We start from the raw sequence: 13,481 nt of genomic DNA, 5'->3' as shown, positions 1-13,481 counted from the left end.
ATGAACGCCGCACTGCTGCTGCTGACCGATTCCCGGCTGCCCGCCGGAGGCCACGGGCACTCGGGGGGCATCGAGGCGGCCGTCAAGGTCGGGGCGGTCCACGACCTGCCCGGCCTCGCCGCGTTCCTGCGGGGGCGGCTGGCCACCGTCGGCCTGGTGGCCGCCGGTCTCGCGGCGGCGGCCTGCCGGCTCGGCACGGGCTCCCTCCCTTCTCCGCCGGCGGCGGAAGGCCGGCAGGCGAGCGGCACCGGGCCCCCTCCGCCGGCGGCGGAAGGCCGGCGACCGAGCGTCGCAGGGACCGCGCGCGACCTGCCGGAGGAGGGAACCGGCCAGGCGGCGCCCGCGAGCCGCTCCGGGCGGTGGGCCCTGCTGGACACGGAGGCCGACGCCAGGACCTCCTCCCCCGCCCAGCGCGAGGCGAGCCGTACCCAGGGCAGGCTGCTGCTGCGAACCGCACGGCGGATCTGGCCGTCACCGGTGCTCGGCGTCCTGGCGGGGGCCGTACCGCAGGGCGCCCATCACCCGATCGCGCTCGGCGCGGTGGCCGCGGCCGCGGGGTGCGCCCCGGAAGAGGCAGCGCTCGCCGCGGCCTACACCTCCGTCACCGGACCGGCCACGGCGGCGGTCCGGCTCCTCGGCCTCGACCCGGTCGCGGTGCACCGGCTGCTCGCCGATCTCATCCCGGACCTGGAGCGGGTCGCCGTGGAAGTCCCGGCGGACTGGGAGGCACTGCCCGCGCACGCCGCACCCGCACTCGACCTGCTCGCCGAGCGGCATGTCCGCGCCGAGCCGAGGCTCTTCGTCTCCTGATCGCCTGAAAGGACGGTGACGCCCATGGGCGCCAACCACGACGACCACCACCACCCGGCCGATCCCCGCGGCCGGGCGCTGCGCCTGGGCATCGGCGGGCCCGTCGGCAGCGGCAAGACCGCGCTGACCGCGGCACTGTGCCGGACACTCGGCCAGACGCTCAGCCTCGGCGTGGTGACCAACGACATCTACACCACCGAGGACGCCGATTTCCTGCGCAGGACGGGCGTGCTCGACCCGGAGCGGATCGCCGCCGTGCAGACCGGGTGCTGCCCGCACACCGCCATCCGCGACGACATCGCGGCCAACCTCGACGCGGTGGAGACCCTGGAGGAGCGGTTCGGCCCGCTTGACCTGGTGATCGTGGAGAGTGGCGGCGACAACCTCACCGCCACTTTCAGCAGGGGCCTGGCCGACAGCCAGATCTTCGTGCTGGACGTGTCGGGCGGCGACAAGGTTCCCCGCAAGGGCGGTCCCGGCGTGACGGCGGCCGACCTGCTCGTGATCAACAAGACCGACCTGGCCCCGATGGTCGGCGCGGACCTCACGGTCATGTCCCGCGACGCGGCGGCCGTACGAGACGGCAAGCCCGTGCTGTTCACCTCGGTCAGGCAGGAGCCGGGCGCGCACGCGGTCGCCGAATGGGTCACCGGTCTCGTCCGGTCCTGGGCCCACGACCGCACTCGCGCCCGGGTCCCGCGACCGTGACCCATCCGCCGGAAGATCATCCCTTTTCCGGGTCTGTCCCCCGGCGCTCGATGGCGGCCCGGGCGGCGATCGTCACCGAACGCGGCCCGGACGGCCGGACCGTGCTCACCACGATGCGGTCCGACCCACCGCTCACGTTGCGCCGGACCGCACCGGGCCAGGTGCATCTGGTCTCCACCGCGGCGGGGCCGCTCGGTGGTGACGACCTCGCGCTCGACATCGAGGTGGCGCCGGGCACCGTGCTGGACGTGCGGTCGATCGCGAGCACGCTGGTGCTGCCCGGTCCGGGCGAGTCTCTGATGACGGTCACCGCCCGGGTGGGCGCGGGAGCGTCGCTGCGATTCGCACCCGAGCCGACCGTGCTCGCGGCGGGCTGCCGGCACCGGATGGCGGTACGGCTGGCACTGGCCGAGGACGCCCGGGTGTTCTGGCGCGAGGAGATCGTCTTCGGCCGGTACGGCGAGCGGCCCGGCCACTGCCACTCCCGCTTCGACGCCACGGTCGCGGGCAGCCCGCTGCTCCGGCAGGAGTTCGTCGTGGGTGACCCCGCGATCGACACGAGCCCCGCCGTGTACGGCGCCGCCCGCTGCGTCGGCAGCGTCCTGGTCACCGCGCGGGCGCCGGAACCGGTGATCGGGGACGGCTGGGCGGTGCTGCCCCTGGCCGGACCCGGCACCCTGATCTCCGCCCTCGGGAGCGACGCCGTCGAGCTGCGACAACGTCTGGAAAGCGGTGAGTCACACCTGCCGGCGACATGACCAGGGGATTCTCGCGGTGTCCTGCCGGTCGTGGGGGCCTTCTGTCAGTCGTAGAAGCCCAGGCGGCGCAGCTGCTTGGGATCGCGCTGCCAGTCTTTGGCGACGCTGATCCGCAGGTCGAGATAGACCCGGGTGCCGAGCAGCGCCTCGATCTGCCGGCGGGCCCGGCTGCCGACCTCCTTGAGCCGGGTGCCCTTGTGCCCGATCACGATGGCCTTCTGCGACGGGCGCTCGACGAACATGTGCGCGTAGATGTCGAGCAGGTCGTCGCGGCCTTCCCGGGGAAGCATCTCGTCGACGACGACCGCGATCGAGTGCGGCAGCTCGTCCCTGACCCCTTCCAGTGCCGCCTCGCGGATCAGCTCGCCCACCAGCACCTGCTCGGGCTCGTCGGTGAGCTGACCGCCTTCATACAGCGGCGGGCTCTCGGGGAGCCGCTTGATCAGCACGTCGCCCAGCACGTCGAGCTGCTCCCCCGACTCCGCCGAGACCGGGACGATCTCATCGAATTCGGCGAGCTGGGAGACCGCCAGCAGCTGCTCGGCGATCTGCTCGCGGGTCGCCAGATCACACTTGGTCACCACGGCGATGACCGGGGTCTTCTTGACCGCGGCGAGCTTCTCGGCGATGAACCGGTCGCCCTTGCCGATGGGCTCGTTGGCGGGCACGCAGAACCCGATCACGTCGACCTCGGTGAGGGTGGACAGCACCAGGCTGTCCAGCCGCTCGCCCAGCAGGGTGCGGGGCCTGTGCAGCCCGGGCGTGTCCACGATGATGAGCTGGGCGTCCGGGCGATGAACGATGCCGCGGATGACCCGGCGGGTGGTCTGGGGCTTGGACGAGGTGATCGCCACCTTCGTGCCGACCAACGCGTTCATCAGCGTGGATTTGCCGACGTTGGGCCGGCCGACGAAGCAGGCGAAACCGGCATGGAAATCAGCAGCTGAAGAACTCACGCCAACCATTGTCGCCGATATCGGCCTCAGCTCTGACGCAAGGTCCCGTCGGGACCGGCCACGAGCAGCGTCTTGCCGCCCATGTCCCGGACCGCCTGCACGTCCGCCTCGGCCGGGCCCTCCCCCGCGGTGACCAGCGCGGCCGCCTCCAGGGACTCGGCGCCGCTGGACACGGCCATCGCCACGGCGACCTGCAGCGCCGACAGCGTCAGCGACGGCAGCGCCACGTTGGTCGCCGAATAGGTCCGGCCGGTCTCGTCTCGCACGGCCGCGCCTTCGGCGGCGCCGTTGCGGGCACGAGTGGAACGGGCCAGGACGATGATCTTGTTGTCCTCGGGATCGAGGGTCGCGTCACTCACACCACAAGGGTATTCAGCTTGCGGGAACCGGCGCGACCGAGGTCAGGCGGCCGCCCGGCCGGCCAGGAACCGGGCGAGCTCCTGAGTGCGCCGGACATCGACGTCGGTGACCCCGGCGTGCACCAGCGAGACCAGGGTGTGCCCGATACGGGCGAAGACCATGTGCATCTCGTAGGGGTATCCGTTCAGCCGGCCACGCAGCCGCCGGGCCTCCATCTCGTCGCCGACGGCGTCCATATCGAGACTCGAGACCGCGAAGGAGGTGCCCGCGCTCACCCGGCGGCTCATCACGACCCTGCAGTCGTTCAGCGCCTCGGTGAGCTTGGCGAAGTGAAACCGGGCGTCGTCTCCGGCGTAGGACATCAGGCCGACCCCGGCCAGCTCACCCAGCTTGTCGCCCGGGTAGGTCGCGGCCACCTGCGCGCCCAGCGCCTGCTTCGGCGGCCTGCCCCCCGCCGTGTCGAGGATGAGCCGGCACTCGCGGTCACGCGGCCGGAACGGGGGCTTCCACCCGTCGCGCAGCCTGGCCGAGAATCCGTCCGGCAGTTCTCGTGCCTGCGGCAACAGTCTCTGGAGTCGCGTCAGCTCCCCCACGGCCTCCTTCCGGGTGTAACCCGTTTCGCTGCCGCACGCAGTCGAAACCCCGGCCAGGGCCCCGCAGACAGCGATCGCAACGGCAACTCGCATCCCCCGCGTCATGACTAATCCCCCGATGTCACGTGCGAGGTGTCTTGCCCCGCCGATCCGCTTTCTTCCCCACAGGAAAAAGCGGCAATCATCGGGAAACGCGTAAGGGTGCCCTCATCCGCGTCATGCGGTCGAGGACACCCTTAAGCGAGCGACACGGGACCTTTGAGCAGCCGTCCCACGTGCTCTTTCTCCCCATGGGGCCATCCCTTCGCCGCGAACCCCTCCCGGCTCCGAGGACCTCCCCACCAGCTCCCGCGCGACCGGGTGCCGTGAGAAAACAGTGTCACGCGCCGCTTGCAGCCCGCTTGCGGACCGCTTGGCAAGACGCTCCACCGGCCCGGATCCGCCCACGACTCCGCCGACGCCGCTGCCACGCGGCTTACGCCCGACGCTCGCACCAGAATGCTCGTACTGCCGCCCGGGGCTCACGCTTCCATTCGAAGGCCGCCGCCCGGACCCGGACGCTCATGCCGGAGTCCGGCAGGCACACCGCTCAGCTCCGCCCGCCCGCTCCGGCCCGGTCGCGTTCAGGTTCTGCTCTGGTCATGCTCCTCCGGAGCTTCGGCCGAATCGGACTCGGCCGAGGCGATCCGCCTGACGAGAACCGTGCCGATCCGGTTGCGGCGCCCGGCGAGGCTCTCCGCCGTCAGGGTCAGCCCTCCCACCACGGCCTCGGCACCGGCGATCGGCACGCGGCCCAGCGCGTGCGCCAGCAGGCCTCCGACGGTCTCGACGTCGTCCACCTCAAGCTCGATGTCGAACAGGTCCTCCAGGTCGTCCACGGAGAGCCGGGAGGTCACCCGGACCGAACCGTCCTCCAGCGGCTCCACGCGGGGAGCCTCCTGGTCGTATTCGTCCGTGATCTCGCCCACGATCTCCTCAAGGATGTCCTCGATCGTGACCAGGCCGGCCGTCCCGCCGTACTCGTCGATGACGATCGCCTGGTGGATCTGGCGGGCCTGCATCTCCCGGAGGAGCTGGTCGATCGGCTTGCTCTCCGGCACGTAGGTGGCCGGACGCATGATGGTCTCGACCTGTGCGGCGCGGCCGTCGTCTCCCGCCTCCTGAACCCTGCGCACGATGTCTTTGAGATAGGCGATGCCTATGACGTCGTCCTCGTTCTCGCCGACCACGGGAATTCGGGAGAAACCGCTGCGCAGAGCGAGCGACAGGGCCTGGTTCAGCGTCTTGCCGCGCTCGATGAACACCATGTCGGTGCGGGGAACCATGACCTCTCGGACCAGGGTGTCCCCGAGCTCGAAGACCGAGTGGATCATCTCGCGCTCGTCCGGCTCGATGACCCTGCGCTCCTCGGCCAGATCGACCAGGTCCCGCAGCTCGGCCTCGGAGGTGAACGGCCCTTCCTTGAAGCCCTTTCCGGGTGTCACGGCGTTGCCGAGCAGGATGAGCAGCGTGGGAAGCGGCCCGAAGATCCGGGTCAGGCGATACACGAGGGGGGCGCTGGCGAGCGCGATCGGCTCGGCGTGCTGGCGGCCCAGCGTGCGCGGGGAGACCCCGACGATCACGTAGCTGATCACGATCATCACCGCCGCGGCGGCGGCGTAGGCCCAGCCCTGGTCACCGAACCAGTCGATGAAGAGCAACGTGGCGATCACCGTGGCGCCCAGCTCACAGCTCAGCCGGAGCAGCAGCAGGAGGTTCAGGTAGCGCGGCGGATCGGCGACGATCATCTGCAGGCGCAGTGCACCTTGGCGTCCGTCACGGACGAACTCCTCGGCCCGCACCCGCGAGATGCGCGTCAGGGCCGTCTCCGCGCTGGCTATCAGGCCGCCGACGACGACGAGGACGACAGCCGAGAACAACCACCCATTGGCCAGGTTCACCGCTGGGGGCGCACCTCCCGCCATGACTCCAGGAGCTCGCCCTGGAGGCCGAACATCTCCTTGTGCTCGTCGGGCTCGGCATGGTCGTAGCCGAGCAGATGGAGGATGCCGTGCGTGCACAGCAGCTCCAGCTCGGCCTCGGTGCTGTGCCCGGCCTCGGTGGCCTGCTTGGCGGCCACCTGCGGGCAGAGCACCACGTCACCGAGGAGCGCGGGGTCGGCGGGTGCGTCGCCCTCCTGCCGGGCTCCGCTGCCGGAGCCGGGCCGCAGCTCGTCCATCGGGAAGGAGAGCACGTCCGTCGGGCCGGGCTCTCCCATCCACTGCTCGTGCAGCACCGCCATGGCCTCTTCGTCCACGACCAGGATCGACAGCTCGGCGAGCGGATTGACGTCCATCCGCTCCAGGACGTGCCCCGCCAGCGCGACGATGAGCCTCTCGTCGATCTCGACGCCGGACTCGTTGTGGAGCTCGATGCTCATTGGTCGCTCCTCGCTCACGTTCTTCCCCGAGGACGCTTGACCACGCCCTTGATCGCCTGCGGCGCGCTCTGCCGCTGCGTCTCGTCATAGCGCCCATAGGCGTCCACGATGTCGCTCACCAGCTTGTGCCGTACCACATCGGCACTGGTCAGCCGGCTGAAGTGGATGTCAGGGATGCCATCGAGGATGCCCTGCACCACTCTCAGGCCGCTCTGCGTGCCATCCGGCAGGTCGACCTGGGTGACGTCACCGGTGACGACGATCTTCGAGTTGAAGCCCAGCCGCGTCAGGAACATCTTCATCTGCTCGGGCGAGGTGTTCTGCGCCTCGTCCAGGATGATGTAGGCGTCGTTGAGCGTACGGCCGCGCATGTAGGCGAGCGGGGCGACCTCGATCGTGCCCGCCGCCATCAGGCGGGGGATCGAGTCGGGGTCGAGCATGTCGTGCAACGCGTCGTAGAGCGGACGCAGGTAGGGATCGATCTTCTCGTAGAGCGTGCCGGGCAGGAAGCCGAGCCTCTCGCCCGCCTCCACCGCCGGGCGGGTGAGGATGATCCGGTTGACCTTCTTCTCCTGGAGCGCCCGCACGGCCTTCGCCATCGCGAGGTAGGTCTTGCCCGTGCCGGCCGGGCCGATGCCGAAGACGATGGTGTGCTTGTCGATCGCGTCGACGTAGCGCTTCTGGTTCACGGTCTTCGGCCGGATGGTCCGGCCTCGCGAGGAGATGATGTCGAGGGAGAGCACCTCGGCGGGACGGTCGGAGGTCATCCGCAACATCGCGATGCTGCGCTCCACCGCGTCCGCCGTGAGCTCCGCACCCCCACGGACCAGCTCCATCAGCTCCTCGAAGAGGCGCACCACGGTGCCGCTCTCCTCCGGGCTCCCGGTGATGGTGATCTCATTGCCACGGACGTGGATGTCGGCGCGGAAGGAGCCCTCGATGACCCGCAGCAGCTCGTCGCGCGAGCCCAGCAGGCTGACCATCGAATGATCATCAGGAATCACCACCTTCGCCTGGGTCCGGCTGGGACCCTTCGACCTCGGTGGGGGCGTTCTGCTGGAATCGTTTGTCTCGGACATAGGCGGGCCTTTCGGCCTGTTCGCCTCCAGATATCGGCGTGGGACTTCTACGCCATCGTATCCGTGATCGACGGGATCGCGCTTGCCGGTTTTATCCGGGCGGCCAGGTCAGACCGCGCCCGCCGAGCACGTGCCCGTGCACGTGAAAGACGGTTTGACCGGCCCCGGGGCCGGTGTTGAAGACCAGCCGGTAACCCGAGTCGGCGATCCCCTCCTGCTCCGCGACCGCGTGTGCCGCCTTGAGCACGTCGTCGGCGAGCCCGTGGTCGGCCGCGGCCAGCGCCGCCGCGTTCGGGTAGTGCTCCCTGGGAACCACGAGCACATGGGTCGGCGCCTGGGGATTGACGTCCCGGAAGGCCAGCGTGCGATCGTCCTCATAGACGATCTTCGCGGGGATCTCCTTGGAGACGATCTTGCAGAACAGGCAGTCGGCTTCGCTCACCATGCAGGCACCCTACCGCCCGCGACGTTGTCAATCGGTGATGATTCATCGTCCGCAAAGAAAGATCCGCCCAGATAAGGTGGGTATGCAAAACTTCAACAACTACAGACCAATGCAATTCGCACGATATGGCCCCCCTGGCGAGGACACGACTGGGTCATGCCCCCTAATGAACCGGAAGAGCGTAAACCCTCTGGGAAGGCCGCGCGTCCCACTGATGTGACCACCGAGACCCTCGTGGCCGACAGGTCGCTCGGGGCGGTGCCCGTCGAGTGGGACGCCGACATGGCCGTTACCGCGCTGTACAGCGCGCACTATCGGTCTCTTGTGCGTCTTGCTGTGTTACTCGTCCGCGACATGGCAACCGCGGAGGAAGTCGTGCAAGACGCGTTCGTCGCCATTCATGGCGCCTGGCGCCGGCTTCGCGACACCGACAAGGCACTCGCCTACCTGCGCCAATCGGTCGTCAACCGATCGCGCTCGGTGCTCCGGCACCGAGCGGTCGTCGAGAAGTACGCCCCTAAAGGACTGCCCGACGCGCCGAGCGCCGAGAACGGCGCGATCGGCGAGTTAGAGCGATCCGCCGTCATCGAGGCACTACGCAGTCTGCCCGCACGCCAGCGAGAGGCATTGGTCCTGCGCTATTACGGTGATATGTCCGAGGCGCAGATCGCTCATGCGATGGGCATCAGCAAGGGCGCGGTCAAGAGCCACACGGCTCGCGGTATGGCCGCCCTACGAACCACACTGGAGCAACTGTCATGACCGAGTCCCCCGACGAGTACGGCGAGCTGCTCCGCCGTGCCCTCAGCGCGGAGGCGAACTCGGTCGTTCCCTCCCCCGACGGATTGGAGATCATCCGCGCTCGCATAGAACGACGCGGGCTCCGCGGGCTGGTGTGGTGGCGCGCCGGAGCCTCTGTCGCAGGAGCGGTCCTCGTGGCGGCCACTGTCGTCATGATGGTCCCGCAGTTCCGCGAGCAGGTGATCCAGCAGGTCAACAGCGGAGAGGTCAACTACACCAAGTCGACCCCACCCGACTTGTCCGCCACCTCGCGGCCCCCGGTGGACGACGGAGAGCAGGCCCCGATCGTCCCCAGGCCGGAGACGTCGGCGCCGCTCCCCACCCAGTCCAAGCCCGCGACGCCGAGCGAGAAGCCGACCCCGAAGCCGACGGCGACGCCAACACCGACGGCGAAGCCCACGCCTTCGCCCACCTGCCCCACGGCTCCCGGTGAGGAGACGACGGTCGAGCCCGAGGAGAACCCCAAGGACTGCAAGCCCCGGTCCACCCCGACGCCGACGGAGTCCACCGCCCACACGGAGAGCCCGTGCCCGGCCGACGGGTGCGCACCGCCGGACGAACCGCTCCCGACGCCGACGGAGGCGACGACCGTCACCTCCAACAACGGTTAGCGGGTCACCAGCGGCCGGTGCGCGTCTGGAGCACCGCCGCCGCGGCCACCCCGGCCGTCGAGGTGCGCAGCACCGTCGGCCCGAGCAGCGCCGGTACGGCTCCCGCCTCCCGGAACGCGGCGATCTCCTCCTCACCCACCCCGCCTTCGGGACCGACCACCACGACGATGTCACCGGCGCCGGGAAGCTCCAGGGTGGAGAGGGGTGAGGCCGCCTCCTCGTGCAGCACGATGCCCAGTGAGGCGGCCGACAGCAGTGCGGCGACCTTCGCCGTGGTCGCGAGATCGGTCACCTCGGGCAGGTGGAATCGCCGAGCCTGCTTGCCCGCCTCCCGCGCCGTGGACCGCCAGCGGGCCAGCGACTTGGCCGCCCGTTCGCCCTTCCACTGGGTGACGCACCGGGCCGCGGCCCAGGGCACGATCGCGTCGACACCGGCCTCGGTCATCATCTCCACGGCCAGCTCGCCCCGATCGCCCTTGGGCAGTCCCTGAACCACGACCAGACGAGGCCGCGGCGCGGGCACGTCGTAGCGGCGCAGCACCTCGACGCGGAGCGAGTCCTTTCCCGCGTCCCGCACCACGCACTCGGCCACGGCGCCCGCGCCGTCGGTCAGATCGAGCCGCTCTCCGGCCCGCAACCGCCGTACGGCCGCCGCGTGGCGTCCCTCGGGGCCGCCGAGCGTGAACTCCGCCCGAGCCAGGTCGGCCGGATCGGCCAGGAAGACCGGAACCGTCATCGGCGGCCGGAGACGTGCCGGCCCGGCCTGCGGGCCGCCGGCCGGGCGACCGGTGAACGCCTGCCGTCAGCGGCCATTGAACGCATCTCGCAGACGGGAGAAGAACCCCTGCTGGCCGGGGGCGAACTTACCCGGCGGGCGCTCCTCGCCGCGGAGCTTGGCGAGCTCGCGCAGGAGCTCCTCCTGAGCCGGGTCGAGGCGGGCGGGGGTCTCCACGTTGACGTGGATCAGCAGGTCGCCACGGCCGGTCTCGTTGAGACGCTGGACGCCTCGGCCGTAGAGCGGGATGGTCTGCCCGGACTGGGTGCCGGGCCGTACGTCCAGCTGCTCCATGCCGTCGAGCGTCTCCATGGTCAGGGAGGTGCCGAGCGCGGCCGCGGTCATCGGAATCTGCACGGTGCAGTGCAGATCGTCGCCGCGGCGCTCGAAGATCTCGTGCGGACGCTCGACGATCTCCAGGAACAGGTCTCCGGGCGGGCCCCCGCCCGGGCCGATCTCACCTTCGCCGGCGAGCTGGATGTGGGTGCCGTCTTCCACACCGGCCGGGATGCGGACCTTGATGGTCCGCCGGGTGCGGACCCGGCCGTCGCCGGAGCACTCCTGGCAGGGGTTACGGATGATCGAGCCGAATCCACCGCACTGGGGGCAGGGGCGGGAGGTCATGACCTGGCCGAGGAAGGACCGGGTGACCTGGGAGACCTCACCGCGGCCATGGCACATGTCGCAGGTTTCGGGGTGGGTGCCGGCCGCGGCGCCTGAGCCCGTGCAAACCTCGCAGAGCACGGCGGTGTCGACGACCAGCTCGCGCGTGGTGCCGAAGGCCGACTCGCGCAGGTCGAGCTCGACCCGGATGGTGGCGTTACGGCCCCGGCGAGCACGCGACCGCGGACCGCGGCCACCGCCGCCGGCCGCGCCGAAGAAGGCGTCCATGATGTCGCTGAACGGGAAGCCCGCGCCGAAGCCCCCCGCGCCGGCGCCGGCGCCCGAGGCGAACGGGTCGGCACCCATGTCGTACATCTGTCGCTTGTTGGGATCGGACAGGACCTCATAGGCCTGAGTGATCTCCTTGAACCGCTCCTGGGTCTCAGGATCGGGATTCACGTCGGGATGCAGCTCGCGCGCCAGGCGACGGTATGCCTTCTTGATTTCTTCCGCACTGGCGTCGCGGCGTACCCCGAGGGTGCCGTAGTAGTCGCTCTTAGCCACTTAGTTGACCTCTTAGGATGCAGCCAGGATCTGGCTGACGTAGCGTGCCACCGCGCGCACCGCGCCCATCGTGACCGGGTAGTCCATTCGTGTCGGACCCAGCACACCAAGCCGGGCCAGTTGTTTGCCTCCCGAACCGTATCCGGCGACGACGATCGACGTGCCCTGGAGACCTGTGTAGGGGTTCTCCGAGCCGATCCGCACCGTCAGCGCCGAAAGGTCCGACGTCTCGCCGAGCAGGCGCATGAGCACGACCTGCTCTTCCAGGGCCTCCAGCACGTCGCGGAGCCCGACGGTGAAGTCGGCTCCCGCGAGATTGGCCGCCCCGGCAAAAACGATCTTCTCATCATGCCGGTCCACGAGGGACTCCAACAACACCGACAGGACCGTGGCCGCGAACGGCCGATCGTCGACCGGAAGGCGGTCGGGCAGGTCGGCGACCATGTCCGGGACGTTGACCAGCCCGCAGCCGTCCAGGCAGGCGTTGAGAGTCGCCCGCAGATGGGCGATGCGATTGTCGTCCACCACGTCGGGCAGCTCGATCACGCGCTGCTCGACCCGCCCCGTGTTGGTGATGAGCACGAACATCAGCCTGCGCTCGCTCAACGGGACCAGCTCCACATGCCGGACCGTGGAGTTGCTCAGCGTGGGGTATTGCACCACGGCGACCTGGCGGGTGAGCTGTGCCAGCAGCCGCACCGTGCGTGTCACGACGTCGTCGATGTCCACCGCGCCGGCCAGGAAGGTCTCGATGGCCCTCTTCTCGGCACCCGACAGCGGCTTCACCTGCGAGAGCCTGTCGACGAACAGCCGATAGCCCTTGTCCGTGGGCACTCGGCCGGCGCTGGTGTGAGGCTGGGCGATGTAGCCCTGCTCCTCCAGCACCGCCATGTCATTGCGGATGGTCGCGGGTGAAACTCCCAGGTTGTGCCGCTCCACGAGAGCCTTGGAGCCTACCGGCTCGTTGGTTGACACATAGTCCTCGACGATGGCGCGAAGCACCGCCAGCTTGCGATCGTCGACCAACGCGCTCACCTCCTTGCCCGCACCGAACAGGAAACCACCGGTGCTGGCACTCTGTGTTCCCGAGTGCCAAGTGTACGGCTCTTGCCCACAAGGTGCGATAACGCGGCGGCAGGATGATGGGACCAAGCCGCCGTCAAGTCAACTGCTATCGCCGTACAAGCGGTAACCGACACAATTCCCGTCATGTCCAACGATTTCGTCTCCCCCTCAGGCGATGCATCCTCGCACGCGCCCGGTGGCTACGGTGCGCCCCAGCAGCCCTACGGCCAGCCGTACCAGGCCGGTCCTCCCCCGGGCTACGCGCCCGGCGGTTACGGCGCGCCCCAGGGGCCGCCGCCCGCGCCGAAGATCAAACCCAGCGTCGGCTGGATCGTCAGCGCCTGGCTCGTCTTCGTGCTCAGCGTGATCGTCGGCTTCGGCGGCTTCGTCGGCGGCATCTTCAGCGCGGTCACCGACGCCGCGCCCACCGAGACGTTCGGCTCGGGCCAGACGGTGACGGTCTCGCTCGATCCGGCCGACAACCCCGCCATCTACGTCGCCACCAGCGGGCGCACCGAGTTCACGTGCGAGCTGCAGGACGGACCCGCACCGGCCAGGCTCCAGCAGCCGCGCGGGCAGCAGACCGTCGCCTCCACCGACGGCGTCGCCTGGGAGCTGGGCCTGCGGGTGGGGGTGGACAAGGCCGGCGACTACAAGCTCACCTGCACCACCGAAGGGGCGAACGCCAGGTTCGGCGTGGGCAAGGAGATCGACCCCGGCTCGGTCGTGGGCGGGGCGGTCGCACTGGTCGCGGTGCCGGGTGCGGGCTTCCTGCTGGCCGTCGTCGTGACGATCGTCGTGCTGGTGAAGCGGAGCGGGGCCCGCAAGCGCCAGGCCGCCGCGGCCGCCGCGCAGTGGGGACAGCCGAGTCCGTACGGCAGGTGATCGCGGCCTTTGCTAGCGTCCACTTGATCCCTGGCGAGAGATGGTGGGC

The 13,481-nt window shown here is 69.8% G+C and carries 16 protein-coding genes; 6 read left to right on the top strand and 10 right to left on the bottom strand.

Annotated features, from left to right (window positions below):
- From ACFY2X_RS38435 to ACFY2X_RS38425, 3 genes are read left to right on the top strand one after another with little or no spacing between them, the layout of a single operon-like run.
- A complete protein-coding gene (locus ACFY2X_RS38435) occupies positions 1 to 810 on the top strand; it encodes an urease accessory protein UreF (RefSeq protein ID WP_389948000.1) in 810 nt (269 codons plus the stop codon).
- A 24-nt stretch (positions 811 to 834) separates the two neighbouring features.
- Positions 835 to 1,518, top strand: a complete 684-nt coding sequence (gene ureG, locus ACFY2X_RS38430) for an urease accessory protein UreG (RefSeq protein ID WP_389947999.1) — start codon at positions 835 to 837, stop codon at positions 1,516 to 1,518.
- Positions 1,519 to 1,568: 50 nt separating this feature from the next.
- Positions 1,569 to 2,276, top strand: coding sequence for an urease accessory protein UreD (locus ACFY2X_RS38425; RefSeq protein ID WP_389947998.1), 708 nt, complete (start codon positions 1,569 to 1,571; stop codon positions 2,274 to 2,276).
- A gap of 44 nt (positions 2,277 to 2,320) precedes the next feature.
- On the opposite strand, the gene era is transcribed toward ACFY2X_RS38425, so the two are convergent.
- The 7 genes from era to ACFY2X_RS38390 all read right to left on the bottom strand — a co-directional run bounded on the left by era (position 2,321) and on the right by ACFY2X_RS38390 (position 8,125).
- A complete protein-coding gene (era, locus tag ACFY2X_RS38420) occupies positions 2,321 to 3,241 on the bottom strand; it encodes a GTPase Era (protein ID WP_389947997.1) in 921 nt (306 codons plus the stop codon).
- Positions 3,242 to 3,258: 17 nt separating this feature from the next.
- Complete coding sequence (locus ACFY2X_RS38415) at positions 3,259 to 3,591, bottom strand: cytidine deaminase (protein ID WP_389947996.1); 333 nt, start codon at positions 3,589 to 3,591, stop codon at positions 3,259 to 3,261.
- A 42-nt stretch (positions 3,592 to 3,633) separates the two neighbouring features.
- A complete protein-coding gene (locus ACFY2X_RS38410; protein WP_389947995.1) occupies positions 3,634 to 4,185 on the bottom strand; it encodes a hypothetical protein in 552 nt (183 codons plus the stop codon).
- A 623-nt stretch (positions 4,186 to 4,808) separates the two neighbouring features.
- Positions 4,809 to 6,125, bottom strand: coding sequence for a hemolysin family protein (locus ACFY2X_RS38405; protein ID WP_389947994.1), 1,317 nt, complete (start codon positions 6,123 to 6,125; stop codon positions 4,809 to 4,811).
- Positions 6,122 to 6,604, bottom strand: a complete 483-nt coding sequence (gene ybeY, locus ACFY2X_RS38400) for an rRNA maturation RNase YbeY (protein WP_389947993.1) — start codon at positions 6,602 to 6,604, stop codon at positions 6,122 to 6,124. Before ybeY ends, ACFY2X_RS38405 begins: the two co-directional genes overlap by 4 nt.
- Before the next feature lie 14 nt (positions 6,605 to 6,618).
- The gene (locus tag ACFY2X_RS38395; RefSeq protein ID WP_389947992.1) at positions 6,619 to 7,683 is read right to left on the bottom strand and encodes a PhoH family protein; all 1,065 of its coding nucleotides are present in this window, start codon (positions 7,681 to 7,683) and stop codon (positions 6,619 to 6,621) included.
- Positions 7,684 to 7,774: 91 nt separating this feature from the next.
- Positions 7,775 to 8,125, bottom strand: a complete 351-nt coding sequence (locus tag ACFY2X_RS38390) for a histidine triad nucleotide-binding protein (RefSeq protein WP_389948017.1) — start codon at positions 8,123 to 8,125, stop codon at positions 7,775 to 7,777.
- Positions 8,126 to 8,410: 285 nt separating this feature from the next.
- Between ACFY2X_RS38390 and ACFY2X_RS38385 the strand changes: the two genes are divergently transcribed.
- Together ACFY2X_RS38385 and ACFY2X_RS38380 are read left to right on the top strand one after the other, a co-directional pair.
- Entirely contained in the window at positions 8,411 to 8,890 is a 480-nt protein-coding gene (locus tag ACFY2X_RS38385; RefSeq protein WP_389948016.1) for a SigE family RNA polymerase sigma factor, read from the top strand.
- Positions 8,887 to 9,540, top strand: coding sequence for a hypothetical protein (locus ACFY2X_RS38380; protein WP_389947991.1), 654 nt, complete (start codon positions 8,887 to 8,889; stop codon positions 9,538 to 9,540). Before ACFY2X_RS38385 ends, ACFY2X_RS38380 begins: the two co-directional genes overlap by 4 nt.
- A gap of 4 nt (positions 9,541 to 9,544) precedes the next feature.
- Here ACFY2X_RS38380 and ACFY2X_RS38375 read toward each other — a convergent pair whose 3' ends face one another.
- The 3 genes from ACFY2X_RS38375 to hrcA all read right to left on the bottom strand — a co-directional run bounded on the left by ACFY2X_RS38375 (position 9,545) and on the right by hrcA (position 12,508).
- Complete coding sequence (locus tag ACFY2X_RS38375) at positions 9,545 to 10,276, bottom strand: 16S rRNA (uracil(1498)-N(3))-methyltransferase (RefSeq protein WP_389947990.1); 732 nt, start codon at positions 10,274 to 10,276, stop codon at positions 9,545 to 9,547.
- Positions 10,277 to 10,342: 66 nt separating this feature from the next.
- A complete protein-coding gene (gene dnaJ, locus ACFY2X_RS38370; RefSeq protein ID WP_389947989.1) occupies positions 10,343 to 11,482 on the bottom strand; it encodes a molecular chaperone DnaJ in 1,140 nt (379 codons plus the stop codon).
- Between the two features lie 12 nt (positions 11,483 to 11,494).
- Positions 11,495 to 12,508, bottom strand: coding sequence for a heat-inducible transcriptional repressor HrcA (hrcA, locus tag ACFY2X_RS38365; protein WP_389948015.1), 1,014 nt, complete (start codon positions 12,506 to 12,508; stop codon positions 11,495 to 11,497).
- 183 nt (positions 12,509 to 12,691) lie between these two features.
- Between hrcA and ACFY2X_RS38360 the strand changes: the two genes are divergently transcribed.
- On the top strand, positions 12,692 to 13,432 hold the full coding sequence (locus tag ACFY2X_RS38360; protein ID WP_389947988.1) for a hypothetical protein: 741 nt from the start codon (positions 12,692 to 12,694) through the stop codon (positions 13,430 to 13,432).
- Positions 13,433 to 13,481 lie beyond the last annotated feature (49 nt).

Origin of the sequence: Streptosporangium sp. NPDC000396, from assembly GCF_042898655.1 — a bacterium.
Classification (GTDB): Bacteria; Actinomycetota; Actinomycetes; order Streptosporangiales; family Streptosporangiaceae; genus Streptosporangium.
This window is presented reverse-complemented; position numbering and strand designations above follow the sequence as displayed.